Genomic DNA, 18,481 nt, shown 5'->3' on the forward strand with positions numbered 1-18,481 from the left:
TGGGCTTCGCTCCCGCATAACGGGCAGTGACCTAGGTGACCATCTGAATGGTCACAAAACCCACCATGTGAAGCACAGAAGTATCGGCCACTACTTATGTCTAAGTAATGCCATAACTTCCCTGTCACCGCGACAAACCACCATGCAGGTTCGGCGTATCCAACGCCGCGAACCCGTAGTGCCGCAGCCAGCGCAGGTCAGAATCAAAGAACGCCCGCAGATCGGGAATGCCGTATTTCAGCATCGCCAGACGGTCGATGCCGATGCCAAAGGCAAAGCCCTGATAAACCTCGGGGTCGATGCCACCGGCGGCGATCACCTTGGGGTGGACCATGCCGGAGCCCAGAATCTCCATCCAGTCATCGCCCTCGCCGATCTTCAGCTGACCGTTATCCCAGGAACAGCGGATATCGACCTCGGCCGATGGCTCGGTGAAGGGGAAGTGCGAGGCGCGGAAGCGCAGTTCGACGTCGTCGACCTCGAAGAACGCCTTCACGAACTCTTCCAGAACCCATTTCAGGTTCGCCATCGAGATATCCTTGTCGATGGCCAAACCTTCGACCTGATGGAACATCGGCGTGTGGGTCTGGTCATAGTCGGCGCGGTAGACGCCGCCCGGACAGATCACGCGGATCGGCGCGCCCTGTTTCTCCATCGACCGGATCTGGACGGGCGAAGTATGAGTACGCAGCACATGCGGCGGGCGCTCATCACCCTCGGCCCGGTGCATATAGAACGTATCCATCTCGGCCCGCGCGGGGTGGTGGCCGGGAATGTTCAGGGCGTCGAAATTGTGCCAGTCGGTCTCGATCCGCGGCCCTTCGGCGACGGAGAAACCCAGTTCGGCAAAGATCGCGGTCAGTTCCTCGGTTGCCTGGCTGACCGGGTGAATCGAGCCCTGACGGCGGGCGCGGGTCGGCAGGGTGACGTCCAGCCATTCAGTGCGCAGACGCTCATCCAGTGCCGCATCGGCAAGGGCTGCCTTCTTGGCAGAAAGGGCTGAGTTGATCTCATCCTTCAGGGCGTTCAGCGCGGGGCCGGCCACCTGACGCTCTTCAGGAGTCATCTTACCCAGCTCGCGCATCTTGAGCGCGACTTCACCCTTTTTGCCAACGGCGGCGACACGGATCGCCTCCAGCGCGTTTTCGTCGCCCGCTTCGGCGATTTGACCCAGATATTTTGCCTTAAGATCGTCCATGACGGTCCCCTGAATGCTGTTGAGGCTCTGCTATCACAGCAGTCCGCGAAATCAAGAGGGGGCGGATCAGGTTGCGGTCAGAACCGCCGCCTGCGGGCCACTGCGCACCGGTCGGATCGTGTCGCCATAAACGCTCGGGTGCTGTCGCAGCTCGGGGAACAGGGCAAACAGTTCCTCGGCGGCGGCATCGCCAAGCCCTGCAACGGCCTGAGCGCCGGGAAAGAAGCTTTCCGAGATCAGGCCTGAGGTCGTCACCAATTGATGGCGGTCAAAAAACAGATGCACATACCGCACGATATCACAGGGGGTTTGCGTGATGGTTGTGCCGTTGATCAGGGACTTGGCCGGTACGAGAATCTCATCCTCGCCAAACAACAGCTCAGCCTGCCAGCCCGAGATCAGAACACGGTGCTGTGGCGAAACGCATATATCGCTTTCCGCCCCCAAAACGCCTGCCGAGATGAGCACCGGAGCAAACCGCCCCTGTCCTCGGACCGTGCGGTCTCCGATCCATTGTACCGGACACGCGCCCTGATCGACGGTCAGAACCAGATCACCGGGGCGCAACGCCTCGACCCGTCGCGGACCATCCGGCGTATCCACCAGTGTTCCAGCGGCAAAACAGGTTGCACCACTGTCGCCGGGCGAAAGGCTGCCATAAACCAGAGTGTCCGGGTCTGGCTGGTTGAACTGCAGCGTCGTCGTGGTCCGGCTGGGCCCAACGAGAACCGGCAGATTTACCGAGGTTTGCCCGGCCGCCAGCCCGTTCTGCGCGACGATGTTTTGCGTGCCCCCTCCGATGTCATAAAAATCTATGACCTCACCTGTCGCGGTGTTGGTCAGCGCGTAGGCCTCAAAATTAGTAGCGCCGCCGCCGTTCGGATCCGTGAGCAGGATGGGAAAGTCATCAGCTGAAATGACAAAGATCTGTTCGTTGTTATCCGGGTCCACGGTGACCCTGATCCCTGGCACGTCTGTCAAAGGGATCTCAATGCCAACCTGTCCGTTGGTCTGATAGAACGATACTGTGAAATCAGCCGGAACTTCCGTCGACCCCAGAGAGACCTCAAGAAACTCTGCCACACCTGTCTGGGCGGCATAGGCATTTGAGTAATGGAGCTCACTAATTCGGGCCATTGCGCTATCACTCGATGATTTCTAGGCCCGACTAAATCGCATGGACCCCATATCCTGCAAGACGGGTTGCGAAAGAAGGCAAATGTTCACCTAACGGCCACAGGCCCGGATCCAATGCGCACCAAAGTCACGCACCGGGGCGATATGATTCAATAGCTGAATTCCGGATAGATGCGGGTCAGATCCCCGTCCCAATCGCCATTGTAACGATCCATCAATTCATCTGCGGGGACCTGACCCGAATCGATGCTGTCCTTGAGCGCATTCAGGAAATGGGTCTCATCCTGAACCAAACCGCCTGCCCCGGCGCGTGCGCGCGCGGCGAGACCGGCATCTGCGATCGAGACGACCTCGCGTGCCAGATCATGCATATTGATCTTTCCTACCTGCGCCTGCAGGCCATCTTTCGCCGCCGCGACCCGCAATGCTTCGCGCGTCTCGGCATCCCAGCCTTTGACCAGATCCCAGGCGGCGTCCAGAGCGCCTTGGTCATAGGTCAGACCGACCCAGAATGCGGGCAGAGCACACAGGCGCCGCCACGGGCCACCATCGGCACCGCGCATCTCCATGAATTTCTTGATGCGCGCTTCGGGGAAGGCCGTGGTCAGGTGATCGGCCCAGTCGGACAAGGTTGGCGTCTCACCCGGCAGTGCGGGCAATTTGCCCTGCAGGAAGTCGCGGAAAGACATGCCCAATGCATTGATGTACTGACCGTCGCGATAGACGAAATACATCGGTACATCGAGGGCGTATTGCACGTAACGCTCGAACCCGAAGCCCTCTTCGAAGACGAAAGGCAGCATACCGGTGCGCGCATCGTCGAGGTGCCTCCAGATATAGCTGCGCCAACTTTTCTGACCGATCGGTTTACCCTCGAAAAAGGGTGAGTTTGCGAACAGCGCCGTGGCAACAGGCTGCAGCGCCAGAGCAACGCGCAATTTCTGCACCATGTCGGCCTCGGACCCGAAGTCGATATTGACCTGAACCGTACAGGTGCGCCGCATCATGGCGCGACCCATGGTGCCGACCTCTTCCATATAGTCGTTCATCAGCCGATAGCGGCCCTTGGGCATCAGCGGCATCTCGTCATGGGTCCAGATCGGGGCCGCGCCCAGACCGATGAAACCCACGCCGATCTCATCGGCGATATCTTTCACTTCGCGCAGATGGGTGTTCACCTCATCGCAGGTCTCGTGAATGGTCTCCAGCGGAGCGCCCGACAGCTCCAGCGCGCCGCCCGGCTCCAGGCTGACATTGGCACCGTCCTTTTCAAGCCCGATCAGATGCCCCGCCTCACGAACCTCAGCCCAGCCGTGGCGGTCGCGCAGCCCTTCGAGCACGGCCACGATAGACCGGGTGCCTTCGAACGGCAGCGGTTTCAGCGTGTCCTTGCAATAGCCGAACTTCTCGTGCTCGGTCCCGATGCGCCAATCGTCTTTGGGCTTGCAGCCCGATTCCAGATATTCGGCCAGTTGCTCATGGCGTTCGATCGGTCCGCCGCCGGACTGGGGGATGGACATGAACCGGTCTCCGATCCTGCTGTGTCTGTCTTAGCCGCCAGTCCTGAGCGCAAACTGCGCCAGTGTCAATGCAGGCGCAGATGCGCAGGTCGCATCGGACGGCGCTCCCATATCACCACCGGATGGATCGCGCCGCCGTTCAGTTCAGCCAGCATTTGTTCGGTTTTCAAACCCGGCAGGTTCGAAAACACATCGAACAGCGCCTCAGCCCCCTCAGCATTCACCGGAATGTGAAGTGTTGGTTGACCCGGCTGGTCCAACACCCAGTGCGCCGGGTTCGAGGTCGGGTCCAGCGCCAACCGCTCGATTTCACGCGTCGCGACGATACCGCCATCAAGCGGGCCGAGATAGGTGATCTGGCCTTCATCAATCGTGACCACGCCGGGGCCGCCCGCGCCGGTACGGAAGCGGGCGCGCTGTACGCCAATTACAGCCAAGGCCATCGCAATCACCAACAACAGCCAGCCGAGCCAGCCAAGCAAACCCCCGGGGCCGCTGATCCAGCTGAGGCCCACCAAAAGGACGACCAAAGCCACCAACACTTCGCGCCAGCGCCATAAGGTCAATTTGGCTTCGGGTCGAATGAAACTCATGCAATGTCCTTCGGGTTGGTGAACAGGATCAGCGAGTAGTGACCCGCAGGTTTGAACCCAATTGCCATATAGGCACGCGCAGCAGAATCGGAAGCTGCGAACAGAACGGCGCGTGAAACTCCGCCTTCTCGCGCCTCAATCAGATGCAGGGCCACGGCGAGACGGGCATAGCCACGACCACGCAACCCGGGCGGGGTGTAGACACCGCCGATTTGCACGATTTCAGGCAGGCGAGCGTTGAACCCGGTCATGGAAACAGGCTGATTGTCAATCAACAGAACCCGGTGGGAGTCGCGCTTGGTATAGGCTTTGAAATCTTCACAGGCCTGTTTCGCTGCACGCGTCGGATCGAAATCCATAGCCTCGATCAGATAGTCCCGCCGCCAGTTTTCGGTAACCGATCTGTCGAGCTCTCCCATCGGCACGAGTTGGGCGCTTGTTGCCTCCGGCAGGACAAGTCGATCCAGCTCCAGCGAGAATCCCGGCTCGTCACTGTAGAGCGTCGCGGGCCGGTCTTCCCATCCGCCAAGTTTCATGATCCGGCGCGCCTGCCTGGCTTCGGCGGCGATACCAAACAAGGCGTTCCCCCGGATCAGATGGATGGCCGCCGCCAACTCTTCGTCAGAGCAGTCTGGGCATTGTGGCAGAACCATGCCCTCATTCGTAATGGCAAACACGGCACGTATGGGATCGCCCAGCAGCCACATTTTCAAAGAACGAAGGTGCGGGCCGTTCAGACCAAAGTCACGCATGTTGGCCAGCGGGAACATAGAAGTCTGAATGTGCTGCGATAGAAAAGTGTCGATCTGCGAAACGTCGCTGACCTGCGCCGCGCGCCAGGTCACGACCAGTCCCCCAAAGCCTGTTGCCACATGGTCATCGCCGCAACCGCCGCCGTGTCAGCGCGCAGGATACGCGGCCCCAAGCTGACGATATGAGCATAAGGCAATCCCGTCAGCCGCTTGCGCTCACGCTCAGAGAACCCGCCCTCGGGGCCGATCAGAATGGCCCATGGCTGAGACTTCTCATTCGCAGCGAGACGCAGGGCAGAGCCCACCTCGGCCTCGTCACAGAACATCAGCTGGCGGTCCTCAGACCATGTGTCCAGCACCCGGTCGAGCCGCTGCAAATCGGTGACTTCGGGCACAAAGGTGCCACCGCATTGCTCGGCGGCCTCGACCGCATGAGCCTGCAGGCGGTCCTGACGGATACGTTCGGAATTGGTAAACTCGGTCTGCACGGGCATGATCCGCGCTGCGCCCATTTCCGCTGCCTTTTCAACGATAAAATCGGTGCGCGCCTTCTTGATCGGTGCAAAGAGCAGCCACAGGTCGGGTGGCAATTGCAAGGGTTTGGTGTGCTCGGCACAGGTCAGCGTTCCACCCCGTTTGCCCGCATCAGCAACCTCTGCCAGCCATTCGCCATCCTGTCCATTGAACAACGCAACCTGCCCGCCCACCGACAGGCGCATCACGCCGAACAGGTAATGCGCCTGTTCGCGCGTCAAAGGAACCGATTGCCCCGGACCCAAAGGGTGCTCTACATACAGTCTGATCTTCGCAGTCATGAGACCCTACATATGCAAGGCAATGCCCCAACACCAGACGGTCAGGTCGCGGATGCGGTCACCGGGAACTGGGTCGACACCCATGCCCCCGCTTTTATCCGTCCCTATCTGCGGCTCAGCCGCGCGGACCGACCGATTGGCACATGGCTATTGCTCATTCCCTGCTGGTGGGGGCTGGCACTGGCGATCCTCAGCGATGGTTCACCCCGATGGGAGGACTTGTGGATTGCCATCGGCTGCGCCATCGGCGCCTTCCTGATGCGTGGCGCGGGCTGCACATGGAACGATATCACCGACCGAGAGTTCGACGGGAAAGTGGAACGCACCCGCTCGCGCCCGATCCCATCGGGTCAGGTCAGCGTGCGGCAGGCGATGTTCTGGATGGTGCTGCAATGCCTGCTGGCTTTGCTGATTCTGCTGACTTTCAACCGCGCGGCGATTGCCATGGGTGTCCTGTCGCTGTTGCCGGTCACGATCTATCCTTTTGCAAAACGTTTCACTTGGTGGCCGCAGGTCTTTCTCGGGCTGGCCTTCAACTGGGGTGTACTGCTCGCCTGGGCGGCACATACAGGAACGGTTGGTTGGCCTGCGATCATACTCTATCTATCAGGCATCGCCTGGACACTATTCTATGACACGATCTATGCCCATCAGGATGCCGAAGACGATGAACTCATCGGTATCAAATCCACCGCCCGCCTGTTCGGGACCGATACGGCCCGATGGCTCAAGTATTTTCTGGTTTGTACGGTCGGCCTGATGGGGCTGGCCATTATCGATGCGTCGCTGCCCAACGCATCAGTTCTGGCGCTCGTCGTAGCGTTGGGTGGGCCATGGGCCATGGGGTGGCATATGGCGTGGCAATTGCGCGGCCTCGATACCGAGGACAACGCCAAACTGTTGCAATTATTCCGGGCCAACCGCGACACCGGCTTGATTCCGCTGATCTTCCTCTGCGTCGCCCTTTTGCTCTGATTGCACCTCCGGGCCGGGCTCTGTATGAGTCCGAAACTAACCGCCCGAGGAGTCTCGATCCCGCCCATGCGCCTGCCTTATGCCCTTGCTGTTGCGTTGATCTTTGCGGTGTCCGCCGGTCTGTCCCTGGTGGCCGCCAGCTTTTCGGTCAGCAAGATCGAAGACGCATCGGAACTTGCTGTGCGCCGGGCGCTGAACCTGCAGGGACATGACTGGGCCGAGGTTGAATCCGATGGCCTGCGTGTCGTGCTGACCGGAATGGCTCCGGATGAGGCGACACGGTTCAACGCCCTGACCGCCGCCGGAACCGAGGTCGATACCTCGCGCGTCATCGACGATATGGAAGTCGCACCGACCGCCGATCTGACACCCCCCCGGTTCTCTGCCGAAATCCTGCGCAACGATAGTGGTATTTCGGTCATCGGTCTGGTGCCGGCCAGCGAGGATCGCGACGATCTGATGAACCGCCTGCAACGGTTGGATCAGGACGCGACGGTTTCGGACCTGATGGAAAGCGCCGACTATCCCGCGCCCAAGGGCTGGGATCAGGCGCTGGACTATGCGATTCAAGCACTGTCTGATCTACCACGCGCAAAGATATCGGCCAGTCCGGGACTCGTACGCATCACCGCCATTGCGGACAGCCAGCAAGAGAAAGACCGGCTGGAACAAGACCTGAGCCGCGCCGCACCTCCAGGCTTGCGTATTGGTCTGGCGATCTCGGCGCCGCGCCCTGTGATCACGCCGTTCACCCTGCGCTACCTGATCAACGAGGACGGCGGGCAGTTCGACGCCTGTTCTGCGCAGGACGAAGACGCGCGCGACATGATCGTCGAGGCCGCACAACAGGCCGGGCTTAGCGGACCTTATTCCTGCACCATCGGTCTGGGCGTACCATCCCCACGCTGGGCGAACGCAGCGCAGTTGAGCATCCGGGCTTTGTCCGAACTTGGACGGGGTTCGGTCACGTTGTCGGATGCCGACATCACTCTTGTCGCCGCGCAGGACACCAGCCCGCTGGAGTTTGACCGCATTGTAGGAGAGTTGGAAAACGCGCTTCCCGAAGTGTTCGTCTTGCATGCGGTTCTGCCCGAACCCGAGCCAGATGACCCGACAGGGCCGATTGAATTCGTTGCAACCCGCAGCCCCGAGGGTTTGGTTCAACTGCGCGGGCGTGTGGGTGACGAGACCCTGCGTGATATGACGGACAGTTTCGCGCGCGCGGCCTTTGGTTCCCTGCAGGTGCATACGGCGACCCGGATCGCGCCTGACCTGCCCGCGGACTGGCCCGTGCGCGTTCTGGCCGGACTGGAAGCGCTGTCGCAGTTGCACAATGGTGCGCTGACCGTGACGCCAGACAATGTTACGCTATCGGGGCTCAGCCATGATCCCGATGCCAAGGCCCGGATCGCAGGCCTGCTGTCGGACAAGCTGGGTGAAGCACAGGACTACTCCCTATCGATCACCTATCAGGAGCCGCCCGCCCCTGCAGATGCCCCGCCCGACCCCGAGATCTGCGAAGAGCAACTGGCCGAGGTGCAGGCCGCGAGCAAGATCGCGTTCGAGCCGGGTTCAGCGACAGTGGCCGCCGATTCCCGCGATGCCCTGAACCAGATCGCGGATATCTTGCGAGAATGCGGCCCGATCCGGTTGGAAATTCAGGGCCATACCGATAGTCAGGGCCGGGAAGAGATGAACCAGCAACTCAGCCAGGCGCGCGCGCAGTCGATCCTGAACGAGCTGCGCGGACGGCGGGTGCCGACCTCAAGCTTTTCGGCCGTGGGTTATGGTGAGACACAACCGATCGCCGACAACGACACCGAAGAAGGTCGCGAAGAAAACCGCCGCATCGAGTTTCGTCTGATCCGGCCCGAGCCCGTGGCCAATACCGAAACCGGGCTTGAGGCGATGGAGGCCGAAACCCAGACACCAGAAACCGACGCAACGGATGCGGGCGAAGAGGATCAGTAAGTTGAACAGAACGGAATTCATCATCGCCACCGCCATCATCCTGTTCGCAGCCTTCTGCATGGGATGGTTTGCCAATTGGCTGGCCCATCGCCTGTCTCGCGTGCGCCAAAGCGACGTGGCCGATCTGGACCGCATGAGCCAGGAATTACACGAGGCCGAGGAAACCCGCGATCAGGCGATAACCTATCTGCAGCAGCGTGAAGCAGAGCTGACCAATCAGCTAACCCAGACCGAAGCCGAGCTGACCGCCGCGATGGAAGGTCTTCGCGCAGCGCGGCAGGAAGCCGAAGAAATGCGCGGGCGGATCAACAACGCGGATTAAGAGCGCTGCGCCTTTACCATCGGGTCAGCGCGTCTTCATCCTCATCTCTGGCGGCTACCCACTCTGCACCGGAGTTGGTGATTTCCTTTTTCCAGAACGGCGCGCGGGATTTGAGGTAATCCATCAGATACTCCGCCGCTTCAAACGCGTCCTTGCGATGCGGCGCGGCGGTGGCGACCATCATGATCCGGTCCCCCGGAGCCAGCCGACCGTGGCGGTGAATCACCAGCACATCCCCCAATGACCATCGGGCCTGTGCCTCTTCTGCGATCTTGGTCAGGGCGCGTTCGGTCATGCCCGGATAATGCTCGATCTCCATCACATCCAGATCGCCCGAGGCCAGATCACGCACGACCCCCGTGAAGGTGACGATGGCCCCATTTGCATCATCTCCGGCGGCGAAAGCGTTGGCCTCGGCCCCCAGATCGAACGCTTCTTCCTGAACCGCGATGCGCATGTCAGCCACCCGTCATGGGTGGAAAGAACGCAACTTCGCGCACGCCGGTTAGGGGGGCGTCGAAATCCGACAGTTCCTGATCCAAAGCCACGCGCAGGGCCGAAAGGTCGGCAAAGGCGGCGGCATAGCGATCCTCGCGCGCGCTGAGTTCGGCAACGAGGTCATTGACCGTTGCCGCCTCAGTTTCGACTTTCTCTTTCGGCAGGCCGATGCGCTCACGTACCCATGCGAAATACAGCACGTCCATCGCTTAAGTCTCCTTCAGGTGGGGCATGGCTTTACGTAGGTAGTCATAGCCGGTGATCAATGTCAGCGTCGCAGCGATCCAAAGCAGCCAAAGCCCGATGCGGCCCGACCAGAACATGCCTTCCAGATGCCAGCGGATATGATTGAGGTCTTCCACCTGCCCTGAAAGCACCTGATCAATGAGGGCAGAGTCCATGCCGAACGTAGCCATCACAAAGTAGTGTTCAAAGATCCCCTGCGAGAACAGGATCGCAATCGCCACCATTTGCGCCGTAGTTTTCCACTTCGCCAGTTTTGTCACTTTCAGGGTTCCGGCCACGTCACCAAGATATTCCCGCAGGCCCGAGACAAAGACCTCGCGGAACAGGATGACCGTCGCGGGCAGTACCAGCCACGGCGTCCAGCTTTCGGTCGAATACCCCACCAGTATCATCAGTGCGACTACCACCATCGCCTTGTCGGCAATCGGATCCAGCATCGCACCCATTTTGGTCTCTTGCTTCCAGGCCCGTGCGAGGTAGCCGTCAAACCAGTCGGTAATCGCGGCGGACAGGAACAGAATCAACGCAAACCAATCAGCATAGGGTCGCGTAAAATACAGAAACATCACGGCCAGACCGGGGGCGGCCAACAGGCGCAGCAGGGTCAGGATATTGGGCAGGTTCCACTTCATGGCTAAATCTTTACATCGCTGCTTCGGGACATAAAAGATGGCATTCGAAAACCTGGCCCGATCACAGGCGGTTGCGATGCATTTGACCAAAGGGTCGCAACAGCGAGATCTCGGTCAGATACGGCTTGGCCTGCGCTGGCTTTGCGGTCAGATTGGCCCGCAGTTCCAGCAGAGCGAAACATGACGACTCATATTCAAACCGATCCCCTGTCAAACCTGATCGGCAGCGCGTGGATGATCGCAGCCATGGCCTTGTTCGCGCTCGAGGATGCGTTCCTGAAGAGTGCGTCGGGCGCAATCCCGATCTGGCAGGTATTGGTTCTTTTTGGCACAGGGGGTGCCGTCATTTATGCCGTGGTCGCCATGCTGCGCGGCACGAAGCTGTTTCAGCCTGACGTCCTGTCCCGCCCGATGAAGGTCCGCGTAGTTTTCGAGATCTTGGGACGGCTGTTTTATGTGCTGGCCATTGCGCTAACCCCGCTGTCTTCGGCCACGGTCATCCTTCAGGCCACCCCCCTGGTCGTCGTGGCGGGGGCCGCGCTGTTCTTTGGCGAAAGTGTCGGTTGGCGACGCTGGAGCGCCATTCTGATCGGCCTGATCGGCGTGGTGATCATCATCCAACCAACTGGGGACAGCTTTTCGGCCCTATCGATCCTTGCCGTATTGGGGATGCTCGGCTTTGCCGGGCGGGATTTGGCCAGCCGCGCGGCGCCGGCCTCATTGGGAACCGAGGTTCTGGGATTCTACGGCTTCCTCTGCATCGTGGCCGCGGGGCTGGCCTATCGGTTTTGGGAGGGCACGCCCATGCAACCTCTGACGCCAGATGTCAGCCTGCATCTGGTTGGTGCGACCCTGATGGGTGTCATGGCCTATGCCTCGTTGATGAAGGCGATGCGCACGGGTGAGGTTTCATCGGTCACGCCGTTCCGATATTCCCGACTGCTGTTCGGGATTGGTCTGGGTGTGGCGATGTTTGGTGAGCGTCTGGACCAGACCATGTGGATCGGCAGCGCGCTGATCGTCGCCTCGGGGCTCTATATCCTCTGGCGTGGGCGGCGGGACTAGCTCTTGTCGTGGAAGAAGTCATAAACCTTCTGCGCCAATCCGGCTGAGATCCCCTCGACCGCTTTCAAATCCGCCAGATTAGCCCGACTGACAGCCTTCGCACTGCCGAAATGAGCCAACAGAGCCCGCTTTCGCGCAGCCCCCACGCCGGGGATTTCATCCAGCGGCGTCGCGCCAACGGCCTTGGCGCGTTTGGCCCGGTGAGTACCGATGGCAAACCGGTGCGCTTCATCTCGCAGGCGTTGGATGAAGTAGAGCACCGGATCGTTGCGTTGCAGTGCAAAAGCGCGCTGACCGATCCGATGGAATTCTTCTTTACCGTGGTCACGGTCCACACCTTTGGCGACGCCGACCATGGGGATGTCTTCGACGCCATGTTCGACCATGATCTCGTGCACTGCACTCACCTGCCCGGCCCCACCGTCGATCAGCAGAAGGTCGGGCCACATGCCCTTGTCGCGGTCCGGATCCTCTTTCTGCAAGCGGGTGAAACGTCGGGTCAGCACCTCTTTCATCATCCCAAAATCGTCACCCGGGGTTAGGTCATCGCCACGGATGTTGAATTTGCGATAGGCGTTTTTCATGAACCCCTCAGGGCCCGCCACGATCATGCCACCCACCGCGTTGGTGCCTTGAATGTGAGAGTTGTCGTAGACCTCAATCCGGTTCGGCGGGCCGTCGAGTTCAAACGCGTCGGCCACCCCGCGCAACAACTTGGCTTGCGTGGCGCTTTCCGACATGCGGCGGGCCAGCGATTCCCTTGCGTTGCGCAAGGCGCTTGCGACCAGTTCCTGTTTTTCTCCGCGCTGGGGCACCAGGATTTCTACCTTGCGCCCCGCTTTCTCAGTCAGCGCCTCCTGCATCAGATCGGCGTTTTCGATCCCGTCTGACAGGATCAACTGCCGGGGCGGTTCCTTATTGTCGTAGAACTGACCGAGGAAGGCCTCCATCACCTCAGCCGGAGACACATCGACCCCAACCCGAGGATAGAAATCCTTGTTCCCCCAGTTCTGGTTGGCGCGGATGAAGAACACCTGAACGCAGGCCTGCCCGCTATCCATATAAAGGCCGATCACGTCCGCCTCGGTCACGCCACGCGGATTGATGCCTTGCGAGGTCTGTACCTGCGTCAGTGCCCGAATTCGGTCGCGCAGACCGGCGGCGCGTTCGAATTCCATCGCCTCAGAAGCGGTCATCATCTGCTCGGCCAACTCTTCCTGCACCTTGGTTGACCGGCCCGACAGGAACCGTTCTGCGTCTTTGACGCTTTCACGGTAGTCGACATCAGAAATCAACCCGACACACGGCCCCGAACATCGCTTGATCTGATAGAGCAGACAGGGCCGGGTGCGGCTGTCGAACATGGAATCCGAACAGTTGCGCAGCAGAAACGCCTTTTGCAGCTGGTTTAGCGTCCGGTTCACGGCCCCTGCGCTGGCGAAAGGGCCGAAATAGGCACCCTTCTCTTTCTTCGCCCCGCGATGCTTTTTGATCTGCGGAAAGGCATGATCCTTGGCGACCAGAATGTTCGGAAAACTCTTATCGTCTCGCAGCAGTACGTTGTATTTGGGCTTGAGCTGCTTGATCAGGTTCTGCTCCAGCAGCAGCGCCTCGGTTTCGGTCCGTGTGGTCAGGAACATCATCGAGGCCGTCGCGGCGATCATCTTCTCGATCCGCCCGGAATGTCCCGGTCGGGTATAGTTCGAAACCCGCGCTTTTAAGTTCCGCGCCTTGCCCACATACAGAACCCGACTGTCCCCATCCAACATCCGGTAAACGCCCGGCGAGCTGTCCAGCGTTTTCACATAGCGCTGAATACAGGCATAGCCGGTCTTCTGAACATCAGAGGTCGAGTCGGAGTGAGAGGTCATGAGCCAGAGATATGATTCTGTGGCCATGGCTGCAATCTTGTGAGCCAATGATCAAGAGAAAACAAATCCACGGTTTCTGTGGATAACTGTGCAGATAAGTTTTGGGCTGTCCCGAATTTCCCTTGTTTCATTAAGGATTCTTTGATTTGCACAAAAAATAGGCACTTATGTAAGCATTTGTATTTATTGTATATTTTTTCATTCATGGGACAAGTGTATGAAAAACAAGACATTTTTGTAACGTGTTCGTAACGGGATTGAGAGCGGTGCAAAACTTGCACCGAAATTACTTATTCTACGCCCAAAACGTCCGGGGTTTGCCAGCCGAGATGCTGCCCGCCATCCACGCACAACAGCTGCCCGGTGACCGTGTGGGCATCCAGGAAATAACCGAGGGCTGCGGTAATATCGGACGGATTCGCCCCACGCTCCAAAACCGTGTTCATGCGTTGCGCCTTGAAATGGCCTTCGCTTTGGCGGTGCCCCTGTATCGTCGGCCCGGGCCCGATTGCATTGACGCGGATTGCGGGTGCCAGAGCCTGCGCAGAAGTACGGGTCAACGCCCACAAACCCATCTTGGCAATGGTATAGGACATGAACTCGGGCGTCAGCTTGCGCACACGCATATCGACCATATTAACGATCAAGCCGGTCGCAACCGGTTCACCAGCACCGTCGATTTCGGGCACCAGCCCTTGTTCTGCTATCGCCTGCGTCAGCACGAAGGGCGCACGCAGATTGCTGTCCATGTGCCGGTCCCAGCTTTGGCGGGTGGCGGTATGGATGTTGTCGTATTCGAAAATCGAGGCGTTGTTCACCAGGCATGTTATCGGACCGCCAAGCGCCTCGGCCGCACACGGCACCAGAGACGTGACATTTCCTTCGTCCAGTAAGTCAGCCTGCAGCGCAATGGCGGATCGGCCCAGCGCCTTGATTTCAGCAACGACCTCTTGTGCTGGTTGCTCCGAGGTCGCGTAATGCACAGCCACATCATACCCGCGCTTTGCCAGGTAGAGGGCCATCGCACGGCCCAGGCGAATTCCAGCACCGGTCACCAAAGCTTGGGGCATGAAACGTCTCTTCCTGTCCAGTTACGCCAACAGAGAGATGACATAGACCGCATACAGAACTGTCAACAACATTCCCCAACCACGCGTGATGTCCTTCTTGAAGAACACAAAAGGGATAAGCAGCAGGGATGCGCCCAGCATGACCCACAGATCAAATTCCAGAAACTCCGGGTCGACAGGAATGCGGCCAAACAAGGTGGCGATGCCGACAATGGCGAGCAGGTTGAACATGTTCGACCCGATCACATTGCCAAGCGCCACATCAGCCTGTCTGCGCAATGCCGCCATCACTGTGGTCGCAAGCTCGGGCAGGGATGTCCCGACCGCGATCAGCGTCAGTCCGATCACGGTTTCGCTTACACCGTAGGTGCGGGCGATCACCGTCGCGTTGTCGACCAGCAGATGCGCCCCCATGGGCAAACCGATCAGCCCCAGCACCAGATAAATGGAAATCTTCCAATAGGGCATGTCGGGGTCGGCCTCTTCCAGGCCATCCAAATCATCGTCATCGGCGCAGGCTTCTCCACAGGCTTTGCGGTGGGCACGCGCCTCACGGAAGGCATTCCAGAGAACCAGTGTCAGCGCGGCAAGCAAGATTGCCCCGCTGAACAGGTTAAACACACCACAGAAAGCCAGCCCAATGAACAGAACCGATGCCAGCAGCATGAAGACATAGTTCTTGCGGCTGTCACATTCGCTTGTGTGCAGGGTGGCCAACAGGGCAGGCACACCGAGAACCAGCAGAATATTCGCCGTATTCGACCCGACCACGTTGCCAAGCGCAATTCCGGGCGCGTTTTCCTTGATCGCGCTGATGGCAATCAACAGCTCGGGGGCGGATGTCCCGAAAGCCACAATGGTCAGGCTGACGATCAGCGCGGGCACCCCCAGACGCAGGCTGAGGTTCACGGCGCCGCGCACCAGTGCATCGCCTGCCAGCAGCAGGATCAGCAGGCCGAGGCCGGATAACAGCCATGCTGTCATGAACGGCCTCCTTTTTCACAGGCACACGGGCCTTTGCCGATTCTGAATCTTCCGCATCGCGTACATCTAGCCGAGTTCAAACGCTTTTGACCGGGAAAGCGCAGCTTCCCGAACATCGCCAAGACGGCCATACCGACCAGGAACAGGGTAACGGCCTTGATGATCACTTTACAGACCGAAACGCGCGTAGGCCGCCCGCTCCTCTAGCCCGGCGATGGCGTCCTGCGCCATCCGGGCCCCAAAGCGCGACCAGATTGGTTTCTTCAAACCGTAACGGCGGAATTTAACCTTTTCACCAAAACGGTCCTGCATCTTGGGCTTGAGATGACCAATGCCGTCGATCAGACCCAATTCCTGCGCCCGCCGGGCCAACCACACTTCGCCAGTAAACAAATCCTGATTTTCATCCAGCTTGCCCCCTCGGCGGGACTTTACATGCGTGATGAAGTTCTCGTGGATGTCATCCAATAGCCGCTTCAGCCGCGCGACGTCCTCTTTCTTCTCCGGAGCAAACGGATCGAGCATCGACTTTGATTGGCCCGCCGTATGGACGCGCCGCTCAAACCCCTGACGCGCCAGAAAGACATGCGCGCCGAACCCCGATGAAATCACACCGATCGACCCCAGAACCGAGCTATCATCGGCATAAATCTCATCTGCAGCGGCGGCCAGCCAATAGCCTCCAGAGGCGGCGACATCTTCGACAAAAGCATAGACGGGGATGTTTAGCTCATCCGCAAGACGCCGGATGCGCGCCCCGATCAGCGAGCTTTGAACCGGTGATCCACCGGGCGAGTTGACCTCAAGCGCGACTGCCGCGGGCTTGCCTTTGCGAAAAGCTTTGTCCAGAACCGGCGCAAGCGAGGTGGCATTCATCGATCCGCGCCCGGCCACTCCGATAGCGCCAGACAGACGGACCACGGCCACGACAGGCTGTTTTTTCAGGAACGGCACGCTCAGCTTCATGGAAGCCGATGTAGAGCGCGCTCGGCCCGTTAACAAGAGACCCGAAGGGCCATAAACGCGACGTGAACCAATTTCACACACCCAATCGGCAAAAATGCAACGCACTAGCTGCGGATACGCCAACCGGTTTTGAAGATCCAGCCGATCACCGCCAGACACAATCCGGTAAAGCCGAGAATAGCCAACAGGCTCCAGAATATCGGGACATCCGCGATACCGTAGAAGGACCAGCGGAAGCCAGAAATCAGGTAAACGACAGGATTGAACAACGTGATCGTCTGCCAGACAGGTGGCAGCATTGAGATGGAATAAAACGTCCCTCCGAGGAAGATCAAAGGCGTAACGACCAGCTGCGGGATCAGCGACATCTGTTCGAAATTGCTGGCCCAGATGCCGACGATGAACCCCAGAAGGGAAAAGCTGAGGCAGGTCAGAACCAGAAAGGCCACCATCGCCAATGGATGCTCGATTCGTATCTCAACGAAGAATGTGGCCGTGATCAGAATCACCACGCCGACAAACAGCGCCTTGGTCGCCGCTGCGCCGACATAGCCGATAACGATCTCGATGAAATTGATCGGCGCAGACAGCAGTTCATAGATCGTGCCCAGAAATTTCGGGAAGTAGATACCGAACGACGCGTTCGAGATCGCCAACATCACCACCGACAGCATAATCAGCCCCGGCACAATGAAGGCACCATAGGATACGCCCTCGACCTCCTGGATACGACTACCGATAGCGGTCCCAAAGACCACGAAATAGAGCGAGGTGGACAGGACCGGCGACAGAAAGCTCTGCGCCAGAGTGCGGAAGAACCGGGCCATTTCGAACCGATAGATGGCGGCAATGGCGGACCAGTTCATGCGGGCTCTCCCGAGACAAGATTGACGAAGATCTCTTCAAGGCTCGACTGCCGTGTCTGCACATCGCGCAGCACCAGCCCGGCCTGCGCCACATCGTTCAGCAGCGTGGTGATACCCGTGCGTTCTGCGTTAGTGTCATAGGTGTAGATCAGCACGTCCCCCTCGCCGTTCAGCGTCAGCTGATGTTCCGAGAGGCTGTCGGGAATGGCTGGGATCGGGTCGGTCAGCATCACTTCGATCTGCTTCTTGCCCATCTGCGCCATAAGGGTGTCCTTGTCCTGCACCAGCAGAAGCTCACCCTTGTCGATGACGCCGACGCGGTCGGCAATCGCCTCGGCTTCTTCGATGTAGTGGGTGGTCAGAATGATGGTAACGCCAGCCTGCTTCAGCTCGGCCACGATCTCCCACATATCCTTGCGCAGCTCGACATCCACGCCGGCGGTGGGCTCATCCAGAAACAGCACGCGCGGCTCATGCGCCAGCGCCTTGGCGATCAGCACCCGGCGTTTCATGCCGCCCGACAACTCCTTGATCGCATTGCGCCGCTTGTCCCACAGCGACAGCTTGCGCAGAATTTCTTCGATCCGCGCGTTATCGCGCCCGTGGCCGAATAGGCCGCGCGAGAACCGAACGGTGTTCCAGACCTTTTCGAACGGCTCCAATGCGATTTCCTGCGGTACCAGACCGATCATCTTGCGCGCCGCCCGGAAATCCGTCTGAATGTCATGGCCGCCCACCGTCACCGACCCAGAAGTCGGCGTGGTAATCCCGCACACGGTCGAAATCAGTGTGGTCTTACCCGCGCCGTTCGGTCCCAGCAGTGCCAGGATCTCGCCTTCTTCGATGTCCAGCGTCACGCCTTTCAGCGCTTCAAAGCCATCGGCATAGGATTTGCGCAAATCCCGGATGGATAGAATGGTTGTCATGCGGTCCCTCGTTCTGGCCCTACAACCTATCGCGCCAGATCAACAGGGAACAGCCCCATCACGCACAGAGCCCT

Annotated in this window: 20 protein-coding genes; 5 read left to right on the top strand and 15 right to left on the bottom strand. The window is 59.4% G+C overall.

Annotated features, from left to right (window positions below):
- Positions 1-124: 124 nt before the first annotated feature.
- From pheS to ACR3EM_RS12390, 6 genes are all read right to left on the bottom strand, one after another.
- Positions 125-1,198, bottom strand: a complete 1,074-nt coding sequence (pheS, locus tag ACR3EM_RS12365) for a phenylalanine--tRNA ligase subunit alpha (RefSeq protein ID WP_480470986.1) — start codon at positions 1,196-1,198, stop codon at positions 125-127.
- 66 nt (positions 1,199-1,264) lie between these two features.
- On the bottom strand, positions 1,265-2,335 hold the full coding sequence (locus ACR3EM_RS12370; protein WP_480470987.1) for a Hint domain-containing protein: 1,071 nt from the start codon (positions 2,333-2,335) through the stop codon (positions 1,265-1,267).
- Between the two features lie 149 nt (positions 2,336-2,484).
- Complete coding sequence (locus ACR3EM_RS12375) at positions 2,485-3,855, bottom strand: glutamate--cysteine ligase (RefSeq protein WP_480470988.1); 1,371 nt, start codon at positions 3,853-3,855, stop codon at positions 2,485-2,487.
- A gap of 65 nt (positions 3,856-3,920) precedes the next feature.
- Entirely contained in the window at positions 3,921-4,448 is a 528-nt protein-coding gene (locus ACR3EM_RS12380) for a hypothetical protein (RefSeq protein WP_480470989.1), read from the bottom strand.
- Positions 4,445-5,293, bottom strand: coding sequence for a GNAT family N-acetyltransferase (locus ACR3EM_RS12385; RefSeq protein WP_480470990.1), 849 nt, complete (start codon positions 5,291-5,293; stop codon positions 4,445-4,447). The genes ACR3EM_RS12380 and ACR3EM_RS12385 overlap by 4 nt, the downstream gene beginning before the upstream one ends.
- A complete protein-coding gene (locus ACR3EM_RS12390; protein WP_480470991.1) occupies positions 5,290-6,015 on the bottom strand; it encodes a 16S rRNA (uracil(1498)-N(3))-methyltransferase in 726 nt (241 codons plus the stop codon). The genes ACR3EM_RS12385 and ACR3EM_RS12390 overlap by 4 nt, the downstream gene beginning before the upstream one ends.
- 12 nt (positions 6,016-6,027) lie before the next feature.
- Here ACR3EM_RS12390 and ubiA point away from each other — a divergent pair, with 12 nt between their 5' ends.
- From ubiA to ACR3EM_RS12405, 3 genes are all read left to right on the top strand, one after another.
- Complete coding sequence (gene ubiA, locus ACR3EM_RS12395; RefSeq protein ID WP_480470992.1) at positions 6,028-6,990, top strand: 4-hydroxybenzoate octaprenyltransferase; 963 nt, start codon at positions 6,028-6,030, stop codon at positions 6,988-6,990.
- A 66-nt stretch (positions 6,991-7,056) separates the two neighbouring features.
- Entirely contained in the window at positions 7,057-8,961 is a 1,905-nt protein-coding gene (locus ACR3EM_RS12400; protein ID WP_480471926.1) for an OmpA family protein, read from the top strand.
- Position 8,962: 1 nt separating this feature from the next.
- Positions 8,963-9,283 (top strand): hypothetical protein, encoded by a 321-nt coding sequence (locus tag ACR3EM_RS12405; RefSeq protein WP_480470993.1) that lies wholly within the window; start codon positions 8,963-8,965, stop codon positions 9,281-9,283.
- Positions 9,284-9,296: 13 nt separating this feature from the next.
- Here the strand turns inward: ACR3EM_RS12405 and ACR3EM_RS12410 are convergent, their stop codons facing one another.
- From ACR3EM_RS12410 to pgsA, 3 genes are read right to left on the bottom strand one after another with little or no spacing between them, the layout of a single operon-like run.
- A complete protein-coding gene (locus ACR3EM_RS12410) occupies positions 9,297-9,740 on the bottom strand; it encodes a molybdenum cofactor biosynthesis protein MoaE (RefSeq protein ID WP_480470994.1) in 444 nt (147 codons plus the stop codon).
- A 1-nt stretch (position 9,741) separates the two neighbouring features.
- Positions 9,742-9,987, bottom strand: coding sequence for a molybdopterin converting factor subunit 1 (gene moaD / locus ACR3EM_RS12415; protein ID WP_480470995.1), 246 nt, complete (start codon positions 9,985-9,987; stop codon positions 9,742-9,744).
- A gap of 3 nt (positions 9,988-9,990) precedes the next feature.
- Positions 9,991-10,659 carry a CDP-diacylglycerol--glycerol-3-phosphate 3-phosphatidyltransferase gene (gene pgsA, locus ACR3EM_RS12420; protein ID WP_480470996.1) on the bottom strand — a complete coding sequence of 223 codons (669 nt, stop codon included), beginning with the start codon at positions 10,657-10,659 and terminating at the stop codon, positions 9,991-9,993.
- 37 nt (positions 10,660-10,696) lie between these two features.
- Between pgsA and ACR3EM_RS12425 the strand changes: the two genes are divergently transcribed.
- Positions 10,697-10,843 carry a hypothetical protein gene (locus tag ACR3EM_RS12425; RefSeq protein WP_480470997.1) on the top strand — a complete coding sequence of 49 codons (147 nt, stop codon included), beginning with the start codon at positions 10,697-10,699 and terminating at the stop codon, positions 10,841-10,843.
- Positions 10,840-11,724: a DMT family transporter gene (locus ACR3EM_RS12430; protein ID WP_480470998.1), complete on the top strand. Its 885-nt coding sequence runs from the start codon at positions 10,840-10,842 to the stop codon at positions 11,722-11,724. Before ACR3EM_RS12425 ends, ACR3EM_RS12430 begins: the two co-directional genes overlap by 4 nt.
- Here ACR3EM_RS12430 and uvrC read toward each other — a convergent pair.
- From uvrC to ACR3EM_RS12460, 6 genes are all read right to left on the bottom strand, one after another.
- A complete protein-coding gene (uvrC, locus tag ACR3EM_RS12435; RefSeq protein ID WP_480470999.1) occupies positions 11,721-13,595 on the bottom strand; it encodes an excinuclease ABC subunit UvrC in 1,875 nt (624 codons plus the stop codon). The genes ACR3EM_RS12430 and uvrC overlap by 4 nt on opposite strands.
- Before the next feature lie 290 nt (positions 13,596-13,885).
- The gene (locus ACR3EM_RS12440; RefSeq protein ID WP_480471000.1) at positions 13,886-14,665 is read right to left on the bottom strand and encodes an SDR family oxidoreductase; all 780 of its coding nucleotides are present in this window, start codon (positions 14,663-14,665) and stop codon (positions 13,886-13,888) included.
- Between the two features lie 21 nt (positions 14,666-14,686).
- Complete coding sequence (locus ACR3EM_RS12445; RefSeq protein ID WP_480471001.1) at positions 14,687-15,649, bottom strand: calcium/sodium antiporter; 963 nt, start codon at positions 15,647-15,649, stop codon at positions 14,687-14,689.
- Between the two features lie 168 nt (positions 15,650-15,817).
- Complete coding sequence (locus ACR3EM_RS12450; RefSeq protein WP_480471002.1) at positions 15,818-16,615, bottom strand: S49 family peptidase; 798 nt, start codon at positions 16,613-16,615, stop codon at positions 15,818-15,820.
- Between the two features lie 104 nt (positions 16,616-16,719).
- Complete coding sequence (locus ACR3EM_RS12455) at positions 16,720-17,481, bottom strand: ABC transporter permease (RefSeq protein WP_480471003.1); 762 nt, start codon at positions 17,479-17,481, stop codon at positions 16,720-16,722.
- Complete coding sequence (locus tag ACR3EM_RS12460; RefSeq protein WP_480471004.1) at positions 17,478-18,407, bottom strand: ABC transporter ATP-binding protein; 930 nt, start codon at positions 18,405-18,407, stop codon at positions 17,478-17,480. The genes ACR3EM_RS12455 and ACR3EM_RS12460 overlap by 4 nt, the downstream gene beginning before the upstream one ends.
- Positions 18,408-18,481: the final 74 nt, after the last annotated feature.

The organism is Ruegeria sp. AH3 (assembly GCF_056536265.1).

What these genes read in the sequence shown, in the direction of transcription:
- pheS (WP_480470986.1), bottom strand. Translation starts at nt 1,198, where the DNA reads ATGGACGATCTTAAGGCAAAATATCTGGGTCAAATCGCCGAAGCGGGC.
- ACR3EM_RS12370 (WP_480470987.1), bottom strand. Translation starts at nt 2,335, where the DNA reads ATGGCCCGAATTAGTGAGCTCCATTACTCAAATGCCTATGCCGCCCAG.
- ACR3EM_RS12375 (WP_480470988.1), bottom strand. Translation starts at nt 3,855, where the DNA reads ATGTCCATCCCCCAGTCCGGCGGCGGACCGATCGAACGCCATGAGCAA.
- ACR3EM_RS12380 (WP_480470989.1), bottom strand. Translation starts at nt 4,448, where the DNA reads ATGAGTTTCATTCGACCCGAAGCCAAATTGACCTTATGGCGCTGGCGC.
- ACR3EM_RS12390 (WP_480470991.1), bottom strand. Translation starts at nt 6,015, where the DNA reads ATGACTGCGAAGATCAGACTGTATGTAGAGCACCCTTTGGGTCCGGGG.
- ubiA (WP_480470992.1), top strand. Translation starts at nt 6,028, where the DNA reads ATGCAAGGCAATGCCCCAACACCAGACGGTCAGGTCGCGGATGCGGTC.
- ACR3EM_RS12400 (WP_480471926.1), top strand. Translation starts at nt 7,057, where the DNA reads ATGCGCCTGCCTTATGCCCTTGCTGTTGCGTTGATCTTTGCGGTGTCC.
- ACR3EM_RS12410 (WP_480470994.1), bottom strand. Translation starts at nt 9,740, where the DNA reads ATGCGCATCGCGGTTCAGGAAGAAGCGTTCGATCTGGGGGCCGAGGCC.
- moaD (WP_480470995.1), bottom strand. Translation starts at nt 9,987, where the DNA reads ATGGACGTGCTGTATTTCGCATGGGTACGTGAGCGCATCGGCCTGCCG.
- pgsA (WP_480470996.1), bottom strand. Translation starts at nt 10,659, where the DNA reads ATGAAGTGGAACCTGCCCAATATCCTGACCCTGCTGCGCCTGTTGGCC.
- ACR3EM_RS12425 (WP_480470997.1), top strand. Translation starts at nt 10,697, where the DNA reads ATGGCATTCGAAAACCTGGCCCGATCACAGGCGGTTGCGATGCATTTG.
- ACR3EM_RS12430 (WP_480470998.1), top strand. Translation starts at nt 10,840, where the DNA reads ATGACGACTCATATTCAAACCGATCCCCTGTCAAACCTGATCGGCAGC.
- uvrC (WP_480470999.1), bottom strand. Translation starts at nt 13,595, where the DNA reads ATGACCTCTCACTCCGACTCGACCTCTGATGTTCAGAAGACCGGCTAT.
- ACR3EM_RS12440 (WP_480471000.1), bottom strand. Translation starts at nt 14,665, where the DNA reads ATGCCCCAAGCTTTGGTGACCGGTGCTGGAATTCGCCTGGGCCGTGCG.
- ACR3EM_RS12445 (WP_480471001.1), bottom strand. Translation starts at nt 15,649, where the DNA reads ATGACAGCATGGCTGTTATCCGGCCTCGGCCTGCTGATCCTGCTGCTG.
- ACR3EM_RS12450 (WP_480471002.1), bottom strand. Translation starts at nt 16,615, where the DNA reads ATGAAGCTGAGCGTGCCGTTCCTGAAAAAACAGCCTGTCGTGGCCGTG.
- ACR3EM_RS12455 (WP_480471003.1), bottom strand. Translation starts at nt 17,481, where the DNA reads ATGAACTGGTCCGCCATTGCCGCCATCTATCGGTTCGAAATGGCCCGG.
- ACR3EM_RS12460 (WP_480471004.1), bottom strand. Translation starts at nt 18,407, where the DNA reads ATGACAACCATTCTATCCATCCGGGATTTGCGCAAATCCTATGCCGAT.